A 23,636-nucleotide genomic window follows, 5' to 3' on the forward strand; every position below is an offset into this window, starting at 1 on the left:
AAGAGGCAGCGGGAAAAAAGTTCACCAATCTTTCCGATCCTATGGTATAATCGCTGTATCTTGATACAGGAGATGATTCCATGACTTCCACCGTACTGTCCGGTCTGGAACCGGCGGCGGTTTTTCACTGGTTTGAACAGATCAGCGCCATTCCCAGAGGCTCCGGCCACACGGCGGCCATCAGCCAATTCTGCGTGGACTTTGCCGCGCAGCGTGGGCTGCGGTGCTGCCGAGATCGGACCAACAGCGTCGTGCTTTACAAGGACGCCTCCCCCGGCTATGAGGACCATCCCCCCGTGATTCTCCAGGGCCACCTGGATATGGTTTGGGAGAAAACAGCGGACTGTGACCTGGACTTCCGCACCCAGGGACTGCGGCTGGCCGTGGACGGTGACAACGTCTATGCCCAAGGCACCACTCTGGGCGGCGACGACGGTATCGCCATCGCCTATGCCCTGGCCCTGCTGGATGACCCCAACGCCGTCCACCCGCCGCTGGAGGTGCTGCTGACCGCCGATGAAGAGACGGACATGGCCGGAGCCGAAGCCCTGGACCCGTCGTTGCTCCGGGGACGGCGTATGGTGAATCTGGACTCCGAGGAGGAAGGCGTTTTCACCGTCAGCTGTGCCGGCGGCGTCACGGCCACCATCGCTTTGCCCTATGACACGGCCCCCGCTGCGGGATACCTGTACCGCCTGCGGGTGACGGGCCTGCTGGGCGGCCACTCCGGCAGCGACATCGACAAGGGACGGGCCAATGCCATCGTGCTCCTGGGCGAAGCTCTGCGGCTTCTGGACCACTTGACGCCGCTGCGTCTGGCGGATCTGCGGGGCGGCGGCCGGGACAATGTGATTCCCCGAGAGGCCGAGGCGCTGTTTGTGGCGTCGTCGGACAAGGAGCAGAGCCTGGCTGCGGCTGCGGAAGCCTTTGCCGCCGAGCTGCGGGAAGCGTATCCGGTGGAGACAGGGCTGGCCATCACCTGTGCGCCCGACAACACCGGCATGGCGGAAATCTGGGACCGGCCCAGTACACAGCGGTTCCTGCGGCTGCTGACGGAGGTCCCCAACGGCGTCCAGTCCCGCAGCCGCTCCATGGAGGGACTGGTGGAGACGTCGCTGAATCTGGGCATTCTCCGGGTGGCGGGCGACGCCGTGAAGCTGACCTTTGCCATCCGCAGCAGTCTGGAGCGGGACAAGCGGTACCTGGCGGCGGTGCTCCAGGGGCTGGCCCAGCAGTCCGGCGGCCTCTACTTCGATCTGGGCGATTACCCCGCCTGGGAGTACCGGGAGACGTCGCCCCTGCGGGAAACCGCTGTGGCTGTCTACCGCGAGCAGTACGGATACGAGCCCCAGGTGGTCTCTATCCACGCGGGGCTGGAGTGCGGCGTGCTCAGCAAAAAGCTGCCGGGACTGGATTGTGTCAGCCTTGGCCCGGACCTCCATGATGTCCATACGCCCCAGGAGCGCATTAGCATTGGTTCCGTGGCCCGGACCTGGGACTATCTGCGGGCGCTGCTCAAGGCGCTGTAAAGATGGGCAGGCTGGGGGCGGCCAGGGAGAAGGCCATGAGGCTGACGCCGTAGACGGCGGCCAGGACGATGAGCAGTCCCACAAAGGGCATGGCCCGGCACGTCCGTTCCAGCCGGTAAGCGGTGAAAAAGCCCAGCGCCATGACGGCGTAATAGAGGGCGATATCCACCCACAGGGCTTCCACACCGAAGCCGGTCTTCAGCAGGTAGTACAGGCCCGTCAGCACCAGGGGCTGGAGCAGCAGCGCCGCCAATGCGCCGCTCCACCAGCGCAGCGGGTCCGCTTTCCGCCGGGCCACCAGGGCCGAAGCCACCAAAAAGGGCCAGTACAGCAGCTTTAAATGCTCCCAGACGCTCTCACTGACCGGGGCCAGCAGCCCCACCAGGGGAATGGGCAGGACATTGTAGGCGAAGTGCATGGCCGTTCCAACCAGGGACGACAGCACAAAGGCCCACAGCAACGGTTTTTTCATCATTGGAGAACCCCCCTTCACACCGCTATCCTATGGTGGGAAGGGGGGTTTTATGACGGGTCAGCTGCCCTGGATGGCGTTATAGACGTTGAGCATGGTGATGTAGGTCTGCTCGCGGGTGTAGGTACCCTGGGGATTGAAGGCGTTGTTGCTGCCGTTCATGATACCGCAGGAGGTGACGAACTGGACGCCTTCGGCGGCCCAGGAGGACACCTTGGCGGCGTCGGTGAAGGTGGGGTTCTTGGTGGGGGTCACGGTGCCCAGGAGCTTTACGGCCCGCTGAATCATAATGGCGGCCTGTTCCCGGGTGATGGAGTTGTTGGGCCGGAAGGTGCCGTCCTCATAGCCGGTGACGATGCCCAGGGCGGCGGCCAGCTGGACGTTGTAGTTGTCGTAGTCGGTGAACTTGTAGGACGCGAACGCATCGCCGTAAATGCCCATCTCATGGCGCACCGTATCGGCGCTTTTGCCAAGGCAGGCGGGGAACAGCTGCAACACCGTGGCGGCAAACTCGGCGCGGGTGATGGGGCCTTTGTAGCCGTAGGTGAGCCAGGAGGGGATCAGGCCCAGGGAGCGGGCCTTTTCCACATCGGCGGCGGCCCAGGAAGAGGGGGTATGGGGGTCGGCCACGCCGGGGTCGATGGCGTTGGAGCCGGTGCCGCCGGATTCAGGGTTCTCATAGGGCGTTTCGTTGGGGTCCTGGGGGACAATGGTCAGGACCACGGCCAGCTCCCGGCCCGCCGGGGTCAGGAACCCGCTGCCGTCGGCGTAGAGCATGGAGGATGCGCCGCCGTCCAGGCTGATGGCGTGGACCGCGCCCAAGCCAATCAGGTCGTTGGCGATCTGGGGGAAGGTGCCGGAGGCGGTACCCAGCAGCAGGCGACCATCGCCCATGACGGCGGCAAAGGACCGCAGGGAAGAACTGGTGTTGGACTGCTTGGGGTCGCTGTCGTACTGGGAATTATAGGAGCTGCTGCCGGTGACGTTCTGCTTGTTCTGCACCAGCATACGGCCGCCGGTGACAATGGTCTTCATATTGTCCCACAGGGACTGATCGGCGGTGCGGGTGCCGGTGTAGTTGTAGGCCAAGCGAATGGTATCGCCCACGGCGGGCAGGCTGTTCCACTGGCTGACGTTGGCTACGGCGCCGGAGTTGTAGATCAGCACTTTGCATCCGGCGGGGGTGGTGTAGGTACCGCCGCCGTTGACGGACACCACCTTGTCGTCTTTAATGGTGAAGACCTTGGACGAAGTGGGGACCGTATAGGACAGCTTCAGATCGTCGGTCATCAGCATGATGCCGGTGGAGTCATTGTACAGCTTGTTGACGCCCCAGACGGTGGCGGTCCCCTTGCCGCTGATGACGGCGGTGGTCTGGATGGTCACCCGGTCAATGGCCACTTTACCGTCATAGGTGAAGCCGATGACGTTGTTGGCATCGCCGGCGTGGAGCACCTGGCCGTCCCGGACCAGTGCGCCGTAGACCTCGGCGCAGTTGGAGGGGAAGACGTTGCCGGCGCCGGAGTAATAGGAGTTGAAGAAACCGCCGTTGATGGCGGCCACGCTGCCGGTGACCATGGAGGACGCCGCCGTGTCGGTGTGGAGACCGGCTGCACCGGTAACCACATCGCCGGTGCGGCCGGTCATGTCCACATAGACCAGTTTACTGCCGGAAGCCACGCCGGAACCGGTGGTGACGCCGCTGGCGGCATGGGCCGCCGGAATCAGGGCCAGCGCCATGGCGGCGGCCAGAGCCAGAGAAAGGAATCGTTTCATGATGGATGCCACTTCCTTCTTTTAATTTTTCCATTATAAGTGTAGCACATGCGGTATCATTTGGAAAGACGATGCAATGTGCATAGATTCGTCATTTTCAACAAATACAAAAAGAAATGTATATTGATGAAATATCACGGTACAACTATGGATAAATACTATTTTTACTCACAAAATCCGAATAAAATTTTGAGAACCTAAAAGTTTGTTAGGTTCTGAATGGGCGATGTTCAAGATATACAATGCAAAATGCCAAAATCCGGCGATGTTTATGGGCTTCGTCTATTGCACCAACGAAAAAAACGTGATATCTTAATGAAAACGACAAGGGCTGTCGGGCGTACCAGACGGCCCGGCGGAGTGCTTTTACGGATCGGCTTGCGGGTACGCTACCTGCAAGCCGTTTTTTTGCGGCCGGAATCCGGCCCACGGACAGGAAAGGATGGCAGTATGGCGAAAGGTTTTAACCGGAAGATCGTTTTGGAGGACGGCAGCGAATACTATGGCCGGGGCTTCGGAAGTCAGGATACCCGGGTCTGTGAACTGGTGTTCAACACCTCCATGGTGGGCTATCAGGAGATCGTTTCCGACCCCTCCTACACCGATCAGATCGTGGTGATGACGTACCCCCTCATCGGCAACTACGGCACCGCCGACGACGATTTTGAGACGAAAATTCCCACCATCGGCGGTCTGGTGGTGCGGGAGTACAACGACAATCCCTCCAACTTCCGCTATACCAAAACCCTGTCGGAGATTCTGGAGGAGAACCACATCCCCGCCATCGAGGGATTGGACACCCGGCTCCTGGCCCGGTCCATCCGGGACCACGGCAGCCGCAAGGTGTTGCTCTGCGACGCCGATCTGCCCCTGGGCGCGGCGCTGGAGCTGCTGCACACCACGGAACTGCCCCACGATCAGGTCCAGCGGGTCAGCTGCCGCAAGCGCTGGTATTCCCGCACCTCCAACCCCAAATTTGACGTGGTGGCCGTGGACTGCGGCATCAAACTGAATATCATCCGTTCCCTCAACGCCCGGGGCTGCAACGTCACCGTGGTACCTTACGACACCCCGGCCTCGGTCATCGCCGGGATGAATCCCGACGGCATTTTCCTGTCCAACGGCCCCGGCGACCCGGAGGATGTGACGCCGGTCATCGAACTGGTCAAGGAGATGCGGGGCAAGTACCCCATCTGCGGCATCTGCCTGGGCCACCAGATGATCTCCCTGGCCTACGGCGCCAAAACGTATAAGCTGAAATTCGGCCATCGCGGCGGCAACCATCCGGTCAAGAACCTGCGGACCGGTAAAATCGAGATCACCAGCCAGAACCATTCCTACGCGGTGGACGAGGAGTCCGTCAAGGGTACGGGCCTGGAGGTCACCCACATCAATCTGCTGGACAACACCGTGGAGGGCGTGGCCTGCCGGAAGGACAAGGTCTTCTCCGTCCAGTACCACCCGGAAAGCGCCCCCGGTCCCCAGGACAGCGGCTACCTGTTTGACGAGTTTATAGCTATGATGAAGGAGGGCAAGCCCAATGCCTAAGAGAACAGACATTCGCAAAGTCATGGTCATCGGCTCCGGCCCCATCGTCATCGGACAGGCCGCCGAGTTCGACTACGCCGGTACCCAGGCGTGCCTTGCCCTGAAAGAGGAGGGCTACGAGGTTCTGCTGGCCAACTCCAACCCGGCCACCATTATGACCGATACTTCCATCGCCGACAAGGTCTATATGGAGCCTCTGACGGCGGAATACGCCGCCCGAATTATCCGGGTGGAGCGGCCCGACGCCCTGATTCCCGGCATCGGCGGTCAGACGGGTTTGAACCTGGCCATGGAGCTGGAAAAGATGGGCGTGCTCAAGGAGTGCGGCGTGGAAATGCTGGGTACCTCCAGCCAGTCCATCCGGCAGGCCGAGGACAGAGAACTGTTCAAGGAGCTGTGCCAGCAGTTGGGCGAGCCGGTGCTGCCCTCCATCATTGCCAATTCCATGGACGAGGGCCTCAAGGCCGCCGAGGAGATCGGCTACCCTGTGGTGCTGCGTCCTGCCTTTACCCTGGGCGGTACCGGCGGCGGTTTTGCCGACAATGAAGAGGAGTGCCGCGAAATTCTTAAAAATGCCCTGTCCCTGTCGCCGGTCCATCAGGTTCTGGTGGAAAAGAGCATCAAGGGCTACAAGGAGATCGAATACGAAGTCATCCGCGACGCCAACGACACAGCCATTACCATCTGTAATATGGAGAACATCGACCCTGTAGGCATCCACACCGGCGACTCCATTGTGGTGGCCCCCAGCCAGACGTTGACCAATAAGGAATACCATCTGCTCCGCGACAGCGCCTTGAAGCTGATCCGCGCCCTGAAAATCGAGGGCGGCTGCAACGTCCAGTTTGCCCTGGATCCGGCTTCCTTCCGCTATTACCTCATTGAGGTCAACCCCCGCGTGTCCCGGTCTTCCGCGCTGGCCTCCAAGGCCAGCGGCTATCCCATCGCCCGGGTTTCCGCCAAAATCGCCGTGGGTATGCACCTGGACGAAATTCAGTTGGCCAACACCCCCGCCAGCTTCGAGCCGTCCCTGGACTATGTGGTGACTAAGATGCCCCGGTTCCCCTTTGACAAGTTTGCCGATGCCTCCAACGCCCTTTCCACCCAGATGAAGGCCACCGGCGAGGTCATGGCCGTGGGCCGCACCATCGAGGAATCCCTTTTGAAGGCCGTCCGTTCCCTGGAGACCGGCGTGTGCCACCTGCACATGGCAAAGTTCGACACCATGGGCCCCCAGGAATTGCTGGACTATATCCAGATCGGCACTGACGACCGGATTTTTGCCATTGCCGAGCTGATCTACCACGGTACCGACCTGGGTGTGATCTGCAACGCCACCAAGATCGATATGCTGTTCCTGGACAAGATCAAGAATATCATTGACTGTGAGCATGCCTTGAAATCCAACGTGGGCGACCTGGATGTGCTGTGGAGCGCCAAGCGCATGGGCTTCTCCGACAAGTATATCGCCAAGCTGTGGGACACGACAGAGCTGGATGTCTGCGAGAAGCGCAAAAACGCCGGTATTGTCCCCGTCTACAAGATGATCGACACCTGCGCCGCCGAGTTCGACAGCTATGTGCCCTATTTCTACTCCACCTATGAGCAGGAAAACGAGTCCATTGTTTCCGAACACAAAAAAATTGTGGTCCTGGGTTCCGGTCCCATTCGCATCGGCCAGGGTGTGGAGTTCGACTATTCCACGGTCCACGCCGTACAGACCATCAAGGCCAGCGGCTATGAGGCCATCATCATCAACAACAACCCGGAGACCGTCTCCACCGATTACACCTGCTCCGACAAGCTGTACTTTGAACCGCTGACGGTGGAGGATGTCATGAATGTCATCGATCTGGAACAGCCCATCGGCGTGATTGCCTCCTTGGGCGGCCAGACGGCCATCAACCTGGCGGAACCCTTGATGAAACGGGACGTGAAGATCATCGGCACCGACTTTGCCGCCATCGAAAAGGCCGAGAACCGCGACGCCTTTGAGCGGGTCATGCAGGAATTGCAGATTCCCCAGCCCACCGGCGAGGCGGTCACCAACATCGACGACGGCATCCGCGTAGCCAACCGCATCGGCTATCCGGTGCTGGTACGGCCCAGCTACGTTCTGGGCGGCCGGGCCATGCAGATCGTCTCCAAGGACCAGGATTTGAAGACGTATCTGCAAACCGCCGTTTCCATCAACGAGGAGCAGCCGGTCCTGGTCGATAAATATATCGTCGGCAAGGAGCTGGAGGTGGACGCCATCTGTGATGGTACCGATGTGTTTGTCCCCGGCATCATGGAGTTGGTGGAGCGCACCGGCATCCACTCCGGCGACTCCATCAGCGTCTATCCCACCTTCTCCATCTCCCAGAAGGTCAAGGACACCATCCTGGACTATACCCGTAAGCTGGGCCTGGGCATCGGCATTGTGGGCCTGTACAACATCCAGTTCATTGTGGATAAGAACGAGAACGTCTACGTCATCGAGGTTAACCCCCGTTCCTCCCGGACCGTTCCGTTCCTGTCCAAGGCCACCGGCTATTCCCTGGCCGATATCGCCACCAAGGTCATCCTGGGCCATAGCCTCAAAGAGCAGGGCTTCCGGGAACTGTATCCCAGAGAGAAGCAGCGGTATTATGTGAAAGTCCCGGCGTTCTCTTTCTCCAAGATTGCCGGTCTCGACGCCTACCTGTCCCCCGAAATGAAGTCCACCGGCGAGGCCATCGGCTACGATGTGAATCTGAACCGCGCCCTCTATAAGGCCCTCAAGGCCAGCGGTGTCAGCGTCAAGGACCACGGCACCGTTGTGGTCACCGTGGCCGACGAGGACAAGGACGAAGTGCTGCCCCTGGTCAAGCGGTTCTACCGCCTGGGTTATAACATCGCCGCCACCTTCGGCACTGCCGAGAAGCTCAAAGCCCATGGCATCCGCGTCCGGGTGCTGGGTAAGCTCAGCGAGGGCAGCGACGAGATTTTGCAGACTATCCGCCGGGGCGAGGTCAGCTATATTCTCAATACGCGAGCCATCAATTCCGGCATCCACTACAAGGACGGCTATGCCATCCGCCGCTGCGCCGTGGAAAACAACGTGACCATGTTCACGTCCCTCGACACAGTGCGGATGCTGCTGGGTACCCTGGAGGAGATTTCCTTCTCTGTGTCCACCATTGACGAGCAATAAGAAATCGGGCGCGCTGCTGCGGCAGCGCGCCCGATTTTTCACTATTTTCGCAGCTTTTGGCAATACTGGGTGCAGAGTTTGTCGGTGCAGTTGGAACACTTGAGCGCCTCGTTGGACTGTTCCCAGAACCGCTCCGGGTGCAGCAGGACGCTCAACTCCCACATGCAGAAGACCACCACCGATAGAAAACACAGGCTCCAGGAATAGAAGCTGGGAACGAAGAACAGGGGCGTGAACATCATCAGATGGTCCCAGTTGAAAATCCGGCAGGTCGTACAGCAACGGTTTTTCATCATCAACCGGAATGGGCACCAGATGAGAACGCAGATCAAATCGCAGACATAGAACGCTGCCGACAGCAAAAACATCATACTGCGGCTGAGAATCCCCAGATGGTACAGCAGTCCCTGGACCGCGCCGAAGGCCACCCACAGCACCATCACCTTGTAGGCGGACTTGGTGGTGGAGACGATATATTCCCGCAGGGCCTGGTGGTTGATCTTTTCCCGGATGGGCCGGAACCGCTGTTGGAATAGCTTTTGGGAGCCCAGGGCAATTTGCCGTTTGGCGGGAATCAACTGGAACAGCATATCCAGGACCCACACCAGCCACAGCAGATGCAGCACCGAAAAGCGGGAGAAGAAGTGCATACCGTAGAGAATGTCGAAGGACGACGGGTGGCGCAGCCACAGCAGGACGCAAAAAAGAAAGATGATGCAGCGAATGGCCAGGTCAATCCAATACCGTTTTCGGATGGGGGACATGGGGGCGCGTCCCTGGGGCACGGTGGAAGTGGAATGCTCCATGGAACCTCCTTGGTGCAGCGGTCCCGTGGGCGTGGACCCCGACAGGACCGAGTATTCTTATAAAGATTATTGTAAGAGGTAGGCGAAGGGGTGTCAAGACTGGACGGGAAATGGAAAAGGGGCGGCAGTTCGGGAATGACACCGATGGTGCATAACATTCCAGAATGCCGCCGCTTGCGCGTACAGTGCTCCAAAGAAAACTGCGTGTATGGCATCTCCGGCAAGCGGGAGGATAAAATTTGAAAACCACTTGCGCAGCCAGAGAAAATTGATTATAATCAGTCTTGAGGAAAACGGAATAAGTGCGGCAGGCCATAGGTGCGGCAACACCTATGGCCCTGCGCGGGTGCTAGGACCACCCACACAACGGATATCCGTACCACAGTATTATTATACCCTTGCTGACCACAACTTTGCAAGTGGTATCCTGCTATTGTGCCGTATGATTCGTGCTGTGTGGAGGTATTTTTACCCGCACAGCACGATTTTGTTTTCCTCACGGACAGGCGCAGGGGGGCGCAAGCCCCCTTGCCCTTCCCGTGAGAAAACAACATACGGAGGAAAAAAGACATGAAACGCTCACACAAGGCAATCTCACTCTCTCTGGCCCTGGCGCTGTCCGCTGGACTTTCGGTACCGGCCCTGGCGGCGGATACCGCTGCCATTCAGCAGAATACCCCTATGGGTTTGCAGGACACCTACACAATCAACGGAATCATAGGCAGGGAAACCTGTCAGATTGGAGCAGAAATCTATGATGATTCTACCGGCGATAAGAACATTATGTTTGATCTGTCTGAAACAGAGCCGGTTGACATCTATGTGGTTCATCCGGGTGAAGTAGCGGATATAACTGGTACCAATGGATGCTTTGTTGTCTCCGTAAAGCTGGAAAATGGGAAGATTTATCCCAATGATAGCTTTGACTGGACTACAACAGACCCTTGGAGCAATCTCAAATGGGAGACAGTTCCAAATCCCATGGACCCCAGCGACCCCTCGATTGCTCTTACAGAGTTTGATGGCTCTGTGACATTGGACAAAGAGGGATATTATGTAATTTCTGCATGGACGTATGATGGCATGTACCATGTCGGTGAGATGGCTCGCGTTCTCCATGTGACTTCCAATGGCAGCACGCCGACAGAGCCGGAGCAGCCGGCCAAACCCACCGGCGCGTTTACGGATGTGTCTGCCGACGCCTACTATGCTGATGCCGTCAAGTGGGCTGCGAAAGAGGGAATTGCCGGCGGCACCAGCGCCACCACGTTCAGCCCCGACGCCACCTGTACCACCGCGCAGATCCTGACGTTCCTGTGGCGGGTCAACGGTTCCCCTGAACCTGCAGCGGCTGCGTCCTTTACCGATGTTCCCGCAGATGCCTATTATGCAAAGGCCGCTGCCTGGGCTGCGGAAAAGGGACTGGTTTCCGGCGCGACCCTTAACGGCGACGCACCCTGCACCCGGCTGACCACGGTGACATACCTGTGGAAGCTGGCCGGACAGCCCGCCACGGACAGAATCGCAGCGTTTACAGACCTGTCCGCAGACGGAGATGGGATCAAGGCTGTTTCCTGGGCCGTGGAGCAGGGAATCACCGGCGGTACCGGCGCGGGGACCTTCTCGCCCGACAGCAGTTGTACCCGCGGTCAAATCGTCACATTCCTTTATCGGGATATGGCGCAGAATGGATAAAGTAAATATACAAAGGCTGGTGGCCCGGAATCCCTGAGGATTCCGGGCCGTGTTGCATTCCGCTGGCAATAGGGGTATACTACGGGTAACCCAATCAAGGAGGTACCAACGATGGACCAGAGACTGGAGATGCTGCGGGGTGGATGCAGCGCTGTGGGCTGGCAAACCGAGGACGGCAAAGCATTATGGGCCCGCAACATGGACTTTAACCGCATGGCGGCGGGCAGCGCGCCGACCTATCTGCCAAAAGGCACCCAAATGACGGCATCGGAGAGGGTGACGGCCCCGGCCAAATACGCCGCAGTGGGTATGGGCTTGCTGGCGGTACCGGGGCTGCCCCTGCTCTATGACGGCGTCAATGAAGCCGGACTCATGGGCGGCCAGCTCTACTTCCGGGGCCTTGCCCGGTATGCCGACGGCCCAGAACCGGGAAAACATCCCATGCAGCCGCCTCTGCTGGTGGGATGGATGCTGAGCCAGTATGCCACACTGGACCAGGTGGCCCAGGCGTTGGAACGGGAGTTCACGCTGGTCAATACGCCGCTGCTGGGGGCTGTGTCGCCGCTGCACTGGTCCTTTTCCGACTGCACCGGCGAGGTCATGGTGGTGGAGTCCGACGCCAACGGCCTGCACCTCTACCGCAATACCGTGGGCGTCATGACCAACAGCCCGTCCTATGACTGGCACCGGACGAATCTGCTCAACTATGCCGCTATCCGGGACCTGGACTATGACACAGTGGAGATGGGCGGCGAACGGCTGGAACAGTGCTTTTCCGGCAGCGGCGCCCAGGGGATGCCCGGCGATTGGAGCGCGCCGTCCCGCTTTGTCCGTCTGGCCTATTTGCGGAAGTTTGCCGTCCGGGGCAAGGACGAAAAACAGGGGATCGCCCGGCTTCTGCGCATCATGGGCAGCGCTGCCTTTCCACTGGGTATGGTGCGGGTCAGCCAGCCCGGTGAGGCTACGGAACTGGACCAGGATATTCAGCCCTGGGACTACACCATTTACACCGTGGCGGCCTGCGCCCAGACGGGCCGTTTCTGCTGGACCACCTACGACAATCCTGCCATTCGTTCCGTCACTCTGTCGGAATTGGCGGGCATCGACCACCCCATGCAGCTGCCGATTTGGGAGGAAACGGAATTTCTTTCAGCTCTTGCGCCTTGATCGTCAATCAGGAAGCCGGAAAAAGCCCGCCCCGAACGCATTCGGGGCGGGCAATGTGGTTATGTAGGAAGTATCCCGCCGGGGCGATTACACGCCGGCCAGCTCCTTGGCCTTCTGAGCGGCGGAAGCGGCATCCTCGGTGTAAGCGTCGGCGCCGATCTCGTCAGCGAAAGCCTGGGTGATGGGGGCGCCGCCGACCATGACCTTGATGTTGCTGCGGAAGGGAGCGGCGTTCAGAGCGGCCACGGTCTCCTTCAGAGAGGGCATGGTGGTGGTCAGCAGGGCGGAGCAAGCCACGATCTTGGTGTCGGGGTTGGCCTCGACCATCTCCACGAACTTCTCCTTGGGTACGTCAACGCCCAGGTCGATGATCTCGAAGCCGGCGGACTCCATCATCATGGCCACCAGGTTCTTGCCGATGTCGTGCAGGTCACCGGCGACGGTGCCAATGATGATCTTACCGGCAGCGCTGGTCTCGCCGGAGGCCAGATGGGGCTTCAGAACGTCCACGCCCTTCTTCATGGCGCGGGCGGCAACCAGCATCTCAGGAACGAAGATCTCGCCGGCCTTGAACTTGGCGCCGACGGAATCCATGGCAGCGATCATGCCCTCATTCAGGATGGCGGTGGGATCGCAGCCGGCGTCGAGAGCCTCCTGCACAGCGGTGGGAACCTTCTTAGCCTTACCAGCCTCAACAGCGGCAAATACTTCCTGAATCTTCTCGTTCATGGAAAAAACCTCCTAAAAATAAATTCAAAAATAGTTTTGGTTTACGGGCAATGGATTACAGCAGGCCCTGTCTGTGGGCGGCGATGTAATTCATGCAGTCTTCATCCTGCTCGGTCAGCAGCTCCGTGGCGTACATCAGACCTACCATGTCCTTGTTGGTGGGGTCCACGATGGCGCTGTCCATACCGGCCTGCATGGCCAGGGCCATAAAGGCCATATTCAGCGGCTTGCGGAAGCCGGGGAAACCAAAGGAGATGTTGCTCAGACCACTGGTGATGTGGATGTCGGGATACTGGGCCTTGATGCGGCGGCAGCACTCGGAGAACAGGGTAAAGGCGGCCTGGTTGGTGGCGGCAGCCTCCACCAGGGGATCGATGTACAGACGGTTGGGAGCGATGCCGTACTCCTTGGCCTTGGCCATGATCTTCTCAAACACGGCCATGCGGTCCTCCACGCTCTGGGGAATGCCGCTCTCGCACAGCAGGGCAATGCAGCCCCAGTCGGTATCGGCAATGGCGGGGAAGACGATGTCGGTCTTCACGCGGCCCTGCTCATCCTTCTCCATGGAGACGGAGTTGACGATACCGGTGCGCTTGCAGAACTTGAAGGCTTCGGCACAGACGGCGGCGCTGGGGCTGTCGACGGCGATGGCCACATTCTCCAGTTCGTCGGGAATGACGGACTCCACTTCCTCGATCATCCACTTCAGGGTCTCCACCTCGACGGCGGGATCGGTGGATGCGCAGACGTCGATGTACAGGGGCACGGGCTCCTCGAAATAATCCTCGTCCTGGGCGGCTTTGATCTGCGCCTTGGCGCGCTCACGAATGAATTCGGCATCGCGCTCGGCGATGGCCTTGGCCACTACAGGAATGGCACCGTTGATCTTCTCACCAATGATAATCAATGAAAAGCGACCTCCTCATTTTGTGCATATTGCTGAAAAACACAATGTTTTTTCTACGATATTGGTATTATATCTCAAATTTCCATGGTTTTAAATCCAGCAACCTATTGACAAATCATCATGATTTTTCCTACAATATGTATGATGGAAAAAAGGAAAACTTTAGTATCGTATTTTGATGCGATGATCGTATGATTTGGGAGGTTATCACCATGAAACTCAGCCCCGCTCTGCTATGCCGGGAGCTCTCCAAGCTGTATCCCGTCTCCACCGACGGCCCCCTGTCTGTGGACCCGATTCTGGCCCGGCCCCAGCTGCTGGAACGGGGAGACAGTCCCGTCGACGGCGCCCTCTGCGTGGCGCCGTCCGGGGAGGACTGGAGCGCCGCCGCCGACCGGGCGGGACTGGTGCTGACCGTGGGCAGCGGCACCCCACAGGGGCGGCAGGCCACGGTGGAGGCGCCCTCCACCGCCGCCGTGTACAACGCCATCCAGGCGGTCTTTGATCGCTATGACGGCTGGTACAGCGACCTCACCGACTCCCGGCTCCAGGGCCAGTCCATCCAGACGCTGCTGGAGCTGAGTCACAATCTGTTGGGGAAGCCTCTGGTGGTCATCGGCATGGATTTTTCGGTGATCGCTTCGGTAGAAGGCGAATCCCACGGCATGGCCCGGGGTATGTTCGGCGCCACAGAGGACACCTACGACGTACTGACCACGTTGAAGCATAACGGAAAATATGAAGCCGTGCGGCAGCTGGACGGCTGGTTCTACTTCTATTCCGAAGAAGAGATGGGCAGCTGCATGTGTGTCAACATCAAAAAATACGGACAGACCACTTACCGGTTGATTATGTTCGACACGGAGGAGCAGCAGGACCCGGCATACGGCTTCCTGCTGGAACATCTGGCGGCTATGGTGGAACATGCCCTGCTCCACAACACAGCCCCCGTATCCGGCGGAAGCCATACCATCCGCACCATCCTCCACACAGCCATCAGCGACCGGACAGCAGACTATGTGACCATCAGCCAGCGGCTGGACGGCTGCGGCTGGCACAGCAGCCATGAATACCTGTGTATCGTGTTGCAGCTGTCCTATCTGGACCAGAAAAACCTGACCATCCACGCCATTTGCAGTTACATAGAAAACATTCTTTCCGGTTCCTGTGCGTTCCAATATAAAGACGATATTGTGGTGTTTGTGGATTTGACCCTGTCCTCCATGAGCCAGATGGATATCTCATCCCGTTTGAGCTGCTTTGTCCGTGACAGCCTGCTGAAAGCCGGTTACAGCCGGGTACTTTTAGGCCACTTCAATTTCCGCCGCCAGTACGATCAGGCTTCCATTGCCTTGGAGGTGGGCACCCGGCGGAATCCATCCTTCTGGATACACCGGTTCAACGATATCGCCTTTGACTACATCCTGGAACAGGCCACCCGGAAGCTGCCGGGCTATATGCTGAGCCATGAGCGGCTTCTGCGGCTCCGGTACAGCGACGAAGAAAACGGCACAGAGTACCTGCGTACTCTGCGCCTGTATCTGGACAATCATTTGAACGCGGTGCAGACAGCCCGGGAGCTGTTCATCCACCGCAGTACTTTCCTCTACCGTCTGGAACGCATCAAGGCGGTGCTGGGCACTGATCTGACCGACCCGGACGAAATCCTCTATCTGATGCTGTCCTTCCGGCTCATGGAGCGGGAGACGCCGGCGGACCTGTCGCGGCCCGCCGGACAGCCAAGCAGTCAGAACAGGAAACAGCCGGTATAGGCGATGGTGTTGGGGCCGTAGTTGTACTTGAGACCGCTGTCGGTGCAGACCTGACTCACCAGCAGGCCGTAGGCCTCCATGGACGAGAACGCCTTTTCGGGGAACCGGCAGGGGGCGTCGGGATAGGAACAGGTTTGACATTGGCGGCAGCTGCCCACGCCCAGGGGCATGACGTTCCCCAGCTTCTCCCGTAAAATGGGCAGCAGCTTCTGTTGGTATTCTTTCTGACGGTCCTCCGTGTCCCGGATGGACTCATAATCCCAGCTGTCCTCCAGCTCTCCCACGGTTTGCACCACCAGGGTGTAACTGTAATGGGAGAGCTTTTCCGCGCATTCCTCCAGCGTACCGCAGGCCGGCGGACAGGACCAGCACACACCGTAACGATGGCAGGTGTTGGCGGCGCACATGTCCCGGACCTCCTGCATGGGTTTCAGAATGGCCGCGTCGGCCACGGCGGCGTGGGTGAATCCGGTCTCCAGGGCCAGGGCCACAAGGGCTTCGTTGTACATACTCAGTCCTCCTCGTCGCTGTCAAAGGATAGCTCGTCCACAAAAATATCCTGGAAGCGGGGGTCGTTGGCCAGCTCCAGAAATTCCACCTCACCGGCCAGACGGCTGGCCAGTTCAAACTGAAAGTCTTCCCGGACGGCCAGTTTGGCCCCTTCACCGGCGGCGTTGCCAACAGGAATGATCTTCTCTCGCAGAATCTTCGGCAGCAGACCGATGGCGCAGGCGCTGTCGGGGGACATATAGTTGCCGAAGGCGCCGGCAATGAGGACCTGCTCAATGTCCCGGACGGCTATGCCCAGCCGGTCGCACAGCAGCCGAATCCCGGCGGCAATGGCGGCCTTGGCCAGCTGGACCTCCCGGATATCCGACTGGGTCAGACAGACCGTGTCATTGAAATAATAGGCGGGCTTGCCGTCCGCCAGACCCAGGGCGGCGGGTCCGTCGGGGTCGAAGCGGCCCGTCTCGTCCACCACGCCCAGCTCCAACAGCACAGCCACGGCGTCCAGCAGGCCCGAACCGCAGATGCCCTGGGCCTCGCCGCCGCCCACGACGCTGTAATGGATGGCGCCGTCGTCGCCGGTGAAGACATGGTCGATGGCGCCGTCGGCGCCCCGCATGCCAAAGCGGATTTTCGCGCCCTCAAAGGCGGGGCCTGCCGCCGTGGAGCAGGTGACGGACCGGCGGCGGTTGCCCAGGACCATTTCGCCGTTGGTGCCGATGTCGATCATCAGCGTCAGGGGGTCCCGGTGATCCCAGCCGCAGGCCAGCAGACAGCCCACCGTGTCCGCGCCCACAAACCCGGCAATGCAGGGCAGAATCCGCACCCGGCCGTCCGGGGCCATATGAAATCCCAGATCCTTGCCGGGTCGGACCTCTGCGGCCCGGTGCTGGGGCATATAGGGGGCCACCATCAGGGGGGCCGGAGAGTAGCCCAGCAGCAGATGGTGCATACAGGTGTTGCCCACGGCGGAGATCAGGCGCACGTCCTCTCGGCGGCATTTCGCCGCATGGCAGAGGTTGCCCAGCATCTCGTCCAGGGCCTCCCGAATGGCTGTCGTCAGGGGTTCCACGCCGTGTTCCATGGCATAGCTGCCCCGGGCTACCACATCGGCACCGAATTGGGTCTGGGGGTTCAGGCGGCTGTCCACGGCCAACTGTCCGCCGGTGCGGCCGTCCAGCAGATAGCCCACCAGAGAGGTGGTGCCCACGTCGAAGGCTGCCATGGCGAAGAATTCGCCGTCCCCGGCGGCGGTGGTGTCGGCCATGGAGATACCGCCGGTGAGGATGCGGTTTTCCCCATGGTGCGGGAAGACGGCAGATACGTCACCGCCTACCAGCAGCTGACAGGCGGGCAGCAGCTCATCGCCGGGCACCGGACCACCGGCCATGGTCAGATGGTCCCGACCGGCGGTGATGCGCACCAGACACTTGCCGCAGGTGCCACGGCCGCCGCAGGGGGCATCGGGCTTCAGCCCGGCGGCAATGGCCGCCGCCAGTACCGTGGTCCCGGCGGTGACGGAGATGGAGACGGCGTCCTCGGGAAAGGTTACACAATACCGTTGCTCATCCAAAATGGGATTCCTCCTTTGCAGGTTCAATGGCGTTGCTCTTTGACTACCATTGTACTGCGGGAAACAGGAAGATGCAACCATCATCCGTCGTTCAACGGGAGAGGTGCGCTGCAAAATATGTATAAACTTTCATGTTGCCTGTTGCGCCCGGCTGAAAAAAGCGGTACAATGAAAAAGCTGCGGGGCAGTCAATGCCCGGTGGAATTTACAGAGAAAGGCGGTTTTGATCCCATGCTGAGCAAACGTCAAAACCTTTTGGAAACCCTTCGCGGCGGTAAGCCCGACCGCTATGTCAACCAGTTTGAAGCTTTTGCCATGGTAGGCAATCCCTTTGTTGCCACCAATCCCGCGCCCAAGCCCGGCCAGGAGATGGTGACCAACCTGTGGGGCGTCACCCGGTCCTGGCCCGAAGGCACCCCCGGCCCGTTCCCCATCCATGACGCGGAGCATACGGTGTGTAAGGACATCACCGAGTGGCGGGACTGTGTCAAGGCTCCCAGCGTGGAGTTCTCCGACGAGGCGTGGGCGCCCTTTGTGGAGGCGGCCAACCAGATCGACCGCAACGAATATTTTGTCACCGTCAGCATGATTCCCGGCATCTTTGAGCAGTGCCACTACCTCATGGGCATGGAGGACTGCCTGGTGAACTTCTACGAGGAGCCCGAGGCTATGCACGAGCTCATCGACTACCTGACCGAGTGGGAGCTGCGCTATGCCGAGCAGCTGGTTAAGCATCTGCATCCCGACGCTGTGTTCCACCACGACGACTGGGGCAGCCAGATTTCCACGTTCCTGTCTCCGGCCATGTTTGAGGAGTTCTACGCCCCCGCCTACAAGAAACTGTACGGGTATTACAAGGCCAACGGCGTGGAGGTTATCTGCCACCACTCCGACTCCTACGCCGCCACGCTGGTGCCTGCCATGATCGACATGGGCATCGACATCTGGCAGGGCGTCATGCAGAGCAACAACATCCCCGAGCTGATCGAGAAGTACGGCGGCAAGATCACCTTCATGGGCGGCATCGACAGCGCCACCGTGGACTTCCCCGGTTGGACCCGTGAAATCGTCAACGAAAAGGTCCGGGAGGCCTGCGAGAAGTTCGGCACCAAGTTCTACATCCCCAACACCTCCCAGGGCGGCCCCATGAGCACCTTCCCCGGCGTCTACGAGGCTGTGACGGAGGAAATCGACAAGATGAGCAAAGAACTGTTCGCCTGAGTGCGGAACAGACCGTGACCCCACGCCGGGCGTACCGCATTACGCGGTGCGCCCGGTTTTTGCGTCCGGCAGGGCGGGGGAGGTTCTTGGAGTGCTGCGGAAGCACTTGCGCAGCAGGTCGAAGGGGATCACCGTGGCGGCCAGCAAAATGACAGCGGCCAGGTCCTGCCAGGGCAGGGGCGTGGTGCGGAAGACGGTGCCGCCGAAGAATACCAGCAGCAGCTGGATGATCGATACGGCGGCAAAAATCCCCACAAAGGCCGGATTCCGCCGCAGATTGGATAAAAGATACCGCCGGGTGGTGCGGGCGTTAAAGGCGTTGAAGATGCCGCAGAAGATAAACAGGGTGAAAAAGGCCGTCAGGAAGCCCACATAGCTGTCCAGATAGCCGAACCGCAGCCGGAACCAGGGATGACGCAGAAAAACGGTACACAGCAGCACCGTATAAAGCCCCGTGGTCAGAATGTGGCCCATCATGGCCCGGGTGAGAATGGGTTCGTCGCGGCCCTTGGGCGGCTCCTGCATATACCGTTCCAGGGGCGGCTCTCCGGCGAAAGCCAGCCCGCCCAACGTGTCCATAATCAGGTTGACCCAAAGCATCTGCGTGACGGTCACCGGCGTGTCGATGCCGATGAAGGGGGCCAGGAGCGAGACGCCCACAGCGCAGAGATTCATGGTCAGCTGGAAGGTGAGGAATTTGCGGATGCTCTTGAAAATGGTGCGGCCATAGCGGACGGCCCGGGCGATGGAAGCGAAGTTGTCGTCCAGAATGACGATGTCTCCGGCTTCCCGTGCCACCTCTGTGCCGCTGCCCATGGCAAAGCCCACGTCGGCCAGCTTCAGGGCGGGGGCATCGTTGATGCCGTCGCCGGTCATACCGGCCACCAGGCCCAGGTCCTGGGCCGCCCGGACGAGACGGCTCTTGTCCGACGGCAGCGCCCTGGCCACCACCCGCAGCCTGGGCAGCGCGGCGCGGAGTTTTTCATCGCTGAGACGGCTCAGCTCATCACTGGTGAGGACCAGATCGCCCTCCTGTGCAATGCCTGCTTCCATGGCGACAGCCCGGGCCGTGCGGCGGTTGTCGCCGGTGATCATGACAGTCTGGATGCCCGCGCCGCGGACCTGGGCCACGGCTTCCCGGACGCCGGGCCGCAGGGGGTCCCGAATGGCCAGCAGACCCACCAGGGTCAGAGGACACGTCTCCGGATCGCCGGACCCCACAGCCAGCAGCAGCACCCGCATAGCCCGGTCCGTCAAACGCTCCATGGTCCGGGCCAGGGAACCGGGGACGCCGCCGCACCGGCGGCCCCGCCGGTCGTAATACTCCCGGCACCGGGGCAGCAGCACCTCCGGCGCGCCCTTGTAGAGCAGCAGGGGGCGGGGACCGCTGAGCCGGGCACAGGCGTATTTCCGGCTGCTGTCAAAGGGCAGGACCGGTTCCGCCTTGACGGTCCCGGCCCCGTCGGCGGCAAAGGCCAGAACGGCCCGGTCGGTGCTGTTGCCGCCGGTGGGACGGCCCTGGACCAGCAGCGCTTCGTTGCAGCCGGCGCAGACCTGGGCGGCCAGCTGCCGCAGACCGCTGTCGGCAATGTCCGACAGGCGGAAACTGCTGTGGCCGTCGGCGGAGTAAAAGGCGTCCACGGCCATGGTTCCGGCGGTCAGGGTGCCGGTTTTGTCGGTGAACAGAATGTTCATACTGCCCGCCGTCTCGATGCCCACCAGCTTGCGGATCATCACATGGTCCCGCTTCATCCGCAGCATATTGGCCGACAGCACCACGGCGATCATCATGGGCAGCCCCTCAGGTACGGCCACCACCACGATGGCAATGGCCAGCAGCGCCGCGTGGAACAGGCGGGACAGGACAAAGGCCGGGTCCTGCAAACAGGAGACAATGGCGGGCATATAAAAATTGTTGTCCAGCAGAATGGCGTTGAACAAATCAGCAAAGGCGATCAGCCCCGCCGCCGTATAGCCCAGACGGCTGATGGAGCGGGCCAGCTGACCGAGACGGGCCTTCATGGGGCTTTCCAATGCGTCGGCCTGGAGTTCCTTGGCCAGCGTGCCGTAGAGGGTGTGGTCGCCCACCCGGCACACCAGCAGAACGCCGTGGCCCTCGGTGATGACGGTGCCCCGCAGCAGCTGATTTTTCACCGACGGCGACCAGTCTTTGGGGGCGGCGTCCCCGGCGGGGACCTTGCGGGCCTCCTTGCTCTCGCCGTTGAGGGGCGACTGATCCACCCGCAGATTGCCAGACAGCAGAATGCCGTCGGCGGGAATCCGTTCTCCGGCCTGGAGCAATACCAGATCGCCCACTACCACGTCGGAGACGGGCAGGAGCCGGACGCCCTCGGCCCGTTTGACGCGGCAGACGGCGGCGTCGGCTTCCTGCTGCAAGCGGGCGAAGGCCCGTTCGCTGCCGCATTCGGACACGGTGGAGACGAAGGTGGACAGGAACACCGCCACGGCAATGCCCACCGGTTCGGCCCAGGAGCCTTCCCCCAGGGACACCAGCAGATTCAGCCCCAAGGCCACCAGCAAAATACGGATAATGGGATCGGAAAAACTCTCAAAAAACCGGGTGAAAAACGTCTTGCGGCTTTGCCGCGTAAAGGCGTTGGAGCCGTACCGCCGCCGGGCGGCCTCCACCTGGGCGCGGCTCAGTCCCGGCCGCGAACTCATTTCCATAGACAGTACCTCCCCGAAAGGTGTTTGCAACAACCTATGCGAAACCTGGGACAGGTATGCCGTGGGGATTGCGCCGGACCAGCGCATATAGTATCATATATTATATTGCAGGATACCGGAGTGCGGCGGTTCTGCACTTTGGACCTTTGGAAAAAGAAAGGTGGAATTTTGATGCGCAACCAAAAACTCCTCCGTAAGCTTCTGGGATTGCTGCTGGCTGTGGGGACGCTGGCAGCATCGGCCCTGCCGGTGTCGGCGGCACAGGTGACCTTCACCACCCTCATCGAGGCCCAATATGAGGACGCCGGACAGTTTAACGAGGGACTGGCTGCCGTCAAGGCGGACGGCAAGTGGGGGTATATCGACGAGACCGGCGAGACGGTGATTCCGTTCCAATACGACAAGGCATACCTCTTCCGGGAGGGGCTGGCCCTGGTGGGCAAGCTGGAGCAGCGGGACGTGTGGCACGCTACCGGCGAACTGGACCAGTGGGGCAACGGTGTGTATGAAGAAGGTCCCGCCGACGTCTATGTGTGGTATGTCATCGATGCCGCCGGCAAGGAGAAGCCCCTGACGGCTCCTGCCTATGTCTACGATGAGGAGACCCAGGAGAGCAGCTACGAGGAACAGCCTGCCTACGGCCTTTGCAGCGCCGTGGATCAACAGCCCTTTGACCCGGGCTATCACAACGGCTATCTGAATTTAGAGGGCTATGTGAATCTGGGAGAACCGGAAAATCTGGTCTATGACCGGCAGGGCAACCGCCTGGACTTTGGCTGGAACATTGCCAGTCTGGCATTCAATGAGGGTGTTTTTGTCGGCTACACCGAGGGTGCGGCGGGGTTCTGCGTTCTGGACGCGGCGGGCAAAGTGGTGCTCAGCAGCGAGGACAATTACCAGGTAGCCACCGTTCGGCCTTTCAATCAGGACATGGCCCCGGCCCTGTGCTATACGGAGGCAATGAACTTCGCTGGTACCTGGGGCTTTCTGGACCGCAGCGGGAACATGGTCATTCCCGCAAAATACCAGGATTTTTATGTCAATGGCCCCCTGACAGAATACAAGGTGTTCAACGACGGCATTGCCGTGGTACAGAGCATGGACGGCAAGTGGGGCGGCATCAACAAAAACGGCGTCACGGTGATTCCCTTTGCGTATGATTCCCTGCGGGTCTTCCATGAGGGCTTGGCCGCGGCGGAGCAGGGGGGAAAATGGGGCGTCATCGACACAGCCAACCGTGTGGTGGTTCCGTTCCAATACGACACCCTCAGCGGCTTCAACGAGGGACTGTGCGTGGCGGTACGGAATGGCCGCGCCTTCTGCATCGACCGGAACGGCAATGAGGTCCCCGGCTCCGACAGCGTGGACACCTCCATCTACTTTCCGGAGGGTACGGACAGTATGGCCGTCTTTACGCCGGAACGCATCGTTGTAGTGGAACAAGACGACAAATATGGGTTTATGACCATGGACTACACCGCCGACCTGCCCCAGCCGTCGGAGATGGACAGCTGGGCCTATGGGGAAGTGGTCCAGGCCATCGAGGCCGGTCTCATTCCCATGGACCTGCAAAATCAGTATCGGGCCAACATCACCCGGGCCGATTTTGCCGCCCTGGCCGTGGAGCTGATTACCACCGAAACCGGTAAAACTGCCGAAGAGCTGGTGCTGGAAGCCACCGGTCAGACCATGGCGGAGCTGGTGGCCTCCTATCCCTTTACCGACGCCAACAGCACAGATGTTCTGGTGGCCAACGCCCTGGGCATCATCAACGGCAAGGGCAACGGGATTTTTGACCCCTACGGTCTGCTGTCCCGGCAGGACGCCGCCGCCATACTCATGCGGACCGGCCGGTATTTGGGAAAGACGGAGACTGGCGGCAGCGCCGCCGCGTTCACCGACCGGAACGCCATCGCGGGCTATGCCCAGGAGGCGGTGGACTATGTCAGCGCCCTGGGCGTCATGAACGGCACTTCTGCCGACACCTTCTCCCCTCTGGGCAACTACACCCGGCAGCAGGCATATCTGACCGTCTGCCGCCTGTACGAAGCCTTGCAATCCTGAGTGCTTC

At 60.3% G+C, this 23,636-nt stretch carries 16 protein-coding genes; 8 read left to right on the top strand and 8 right to left on the bottom strand.

What is annotated here, in order from left to right; translation table 11 throughout:
- The first annotated feature begins 80 nt into the window (after positions 1-80).
- Positions 81-1,529: an aminoacyl-histidine dipeptidase gene (locus tag ACTQ33_RS03590; RefSeq protein ID WP_441462265.1), complete on the top strand. Its 1,449-nt coding sequence runs from the start codon at positions 81-83 to the stop codon at positions 1,527-1,529.
- Here the strand turns inward: ACTQ33_RS03590 and ACTQ33_RS03595 are convergent.
- Positions 1,516-2,004 carry a DUF6512 family protein gene (locus ACTQ33_RS03595; RefSeq protein WP_441462267.1) on the bottom strand — a complete coding sequence of 163 codons (489 nt, stop codon included), beginning with the start codon at positions 2,002-2,004 and terminating at the stop codon, positions 1,516-1,518. The genes ACTQ33_RS03590 and ACTQ33_RS03595 overlap by 14 nt on opposite strands.
- 57 nt (positions 2,005-2,061) lie before the next feature.
- Positions 2,062-3,777, bottom strand: coding sequence for an S-layer homology domain-containing protein (locus ACTQ33_RS03600; protein WP_441462269.1), 1,716 nt, complete (start codon positions 3,775-3,777; stop codon positions 2,062-2,064).
- A gap of 450 nt (positions 3,778-4,227) precedes the next feature.
- On the opposite strand from ACTQ33_RS03600, the gene carA reads away from it, so the two are divergent.
- Together carA and carB are read left to right on the top strand one after the other, a co-directional pair.
- Complete coding sequence (gene carA, locus ACTQ33_RS03605; protein ID WP_441462271.1) at positions 4,228-5,325, top strand: glutamine-hydrolyzing carbamoyl-phosphate synthase small subunit; 1,098 nt, start codon at positions 4,228-4,230, stop codon at positions 5,323-5,325.
- A complete protein-coding gene (gene carB, locus ACTQ33_RS03610; protein ID WP_441462273.1) occupies positions 5,318-8,500 on the top strand; it encodes a carbamoyl-phosphate synthase large subunit in 3,183 nt (1,060 codons plus the stop codon). The genes carA and carB overlap by 8 nt, the downstream gene beginning before the upstream one ends.
- Before the next feature lie 41 nt (positions 8,501-8,541).
- Here the strand turns inward: carB and ACTQ33_RS03615 are convergent, their stop codons facing one another.
- Positions 8,542-9,306, bottom strand: a complete 765-nt coding sequence (locus ACTQ33_RS03615; protein WP_441462275.1) for a hypothetical protein — start codon at positions 9,304-9,306, stop codon at positions 8,542-8,544.
- Between the two features lie 570 nt (positions 9,307-9,876).
- On the opposite strand from ACTQ33_RS03615, the gene ACTQ33_RS03620 reads away from it, so the two are divergent.
- Together ACTQ33_RS03620 and ACTQ33_RS03625 are read left to right on the top strand one after the other, a co-directional pair.
- Positions 9,877-11,001, top strand: a complete 1,125-nt coding sequence (locus ACTQ33_RS03620; RefSeq protein WP_441462277.1) for an S-layer homology domain-containing protein — start codon at positions 9,877-9,879, stop codon at positions 10,999-11,001.
- Between the two features lie 111 nt (positions 11,002-11,112).
- Positions 11,113-12,168, top strand: a complete 1,056-nt coding sequence (locus ACTQ33_RS03625; RefSeq protein ID WP_441462278.1) for a linear amide C-N hydrolase — start codon at positions 11,113-11,115, stop codon at positions 12,166-12,168.
- Between the two features lie 87 nt (positions 12,169-12,255).
- On the opposite strand, the gene ACTQ33_RS03630 is transcribed toward ACTQ33_RS03625, so the two are convergent.
- Both ACTQ33_RS03630 and ACTQ33_RS03635 read right to left on the bottom strand, forming a co-directional pair.
- A complete protein-coding gene (locus ACTQ33_RS03630) occupies positions 12,256-12,897 on the bottom strand; it encodes a corrinoid protein (protein ID WP_441462280.1) in 642 nt (213 codons plus the stop codon).
- A gap of 55 nt (positions 12,898-12,952) precedes the next feature.
- Positions 12,953-13,804 carry a dihydropteroate synthase gene (locus ACTQ33_RS03635; RefSeq protein WP_441462282.1) on the bottom strand — a complete coding sequence of 284 codons (852 nt, stop codon included), beginning with the start codon at positions 13,802-13,804 and terminating at the stop codon, positions 12,953-12,955.
- A 212-nt stretch (positions 13,805-14,016) separates the two neighbouring features.
- On the opposite strand from ACTQ33_RS03635, the gene ACTQ33_RS03640 reads away from it, so the two are divergent.
- Entirely contained in the window at positions 14,017-15,576 is a 1,560-nt protein-coding gene (locus ACTQ33_RS03640) for a PucR family transcriptional regulator (RefSeq protein WP_441462284.1), read from the top strand.
- Here the strand turns inward: ACTQ33_RS03640 and ACTQ33_RS03645 are convergent.
- Together ACTQ33_RS03645 and ACTQ33_RS03650 are read right to left on the bottom strand one after the other, a co-directional pair.
- Complete coding sequence (locus ACTQ33_RS03645; RefSeq protein WP_441462286.1) at positions 15,552-16,085, bottom strand: DUF2284 domain-containing protein; 534 nt, start codon at positions 16,083-16,085, stop codon at positions 15,552-15,554. The genes ACTQ33_RS03640 and ACTQ33_RS03645 overlap by 25 nt on opposite strands.
- 2 nt (positions 16,086-16,087) lie before the next feature.
- Positions 16,088-17,656, bottom strand: coding sequence for an ASKHA domain-containing protein (locus tag ACTQ33_RS03650; RefSeq protein WP_441462288.1), 1,569 nt, complete (start codon positions 17,654-17,656; stop codon positions 16,088-16,090).
- 231 nt (positions 17,657-17,887) lie between these two features.
- On the opposite strand from ACTQ33_RS03650, the gene ACTQ33_RS03655 reads away from it, so the two are divergent.
- Positions 17,888-18,877 carry a uroporphyrinogen decarboxylase family protein gene (locus ACTQ33_RS03655; RefSeq protein WP_441462290.1) on the top strand — a complete coding sequence of 330 codons (990 nt, stop codon included), beginning with the start codon at positions 17,888-17,890 and terminating at the stop codon, positions 18,875-18,877.
- A 39-nt stretch (positions 18,878-18,916) separates the two neighbouring features.
- On the opposite strand, the gene ACTQ33_RS03660 is transcribed toward ACTQ33_RS03655, so the two are convergent.
- Complete coding sequence (locus tag ACTQ33_RS03660; protein ID WP_441462292.1) at positions 18,917-21,565, bottom strand: calcium-translocating P-type ATPase, PMCA-type; 2,649 nt, start codon at positions 21,563-21,565, stop codon at positions 18,917-18,919.
- A 171-nt stretch (positions 21,566-21,736) separates the two neighbouring features.
- Here ACTQ33_RS03660 and ACTQ33_RS03665 point away from each other — a divergent pair, with 171 nt between their 5' ends.
- Positions 21,737-23,629 carry a WG repeat-containing protein gene (locus ACTQ33_RS03665; protein ID WP_441462294.1) on the top strand — a complete coding sequence of 631 codons (1,893 nt, stop codon included), beginning with the start codon at positions 21,737-21,739 and terminating at the stop codon, positions 23,627-23,629.
- Positions 23,630-23,636: the final 7 nt, after the last annotated feature.

Origin of the sequence: Candidatus Avoscillospira sp. LCP25S3_F1 (genome assembly GCF_052117125.1) — a bacterium.
Lineage (GTDB): Bacteria > Bacillota > Clostridia > Oscillospirales > Oscillospiraceae > Avoscillospira_A.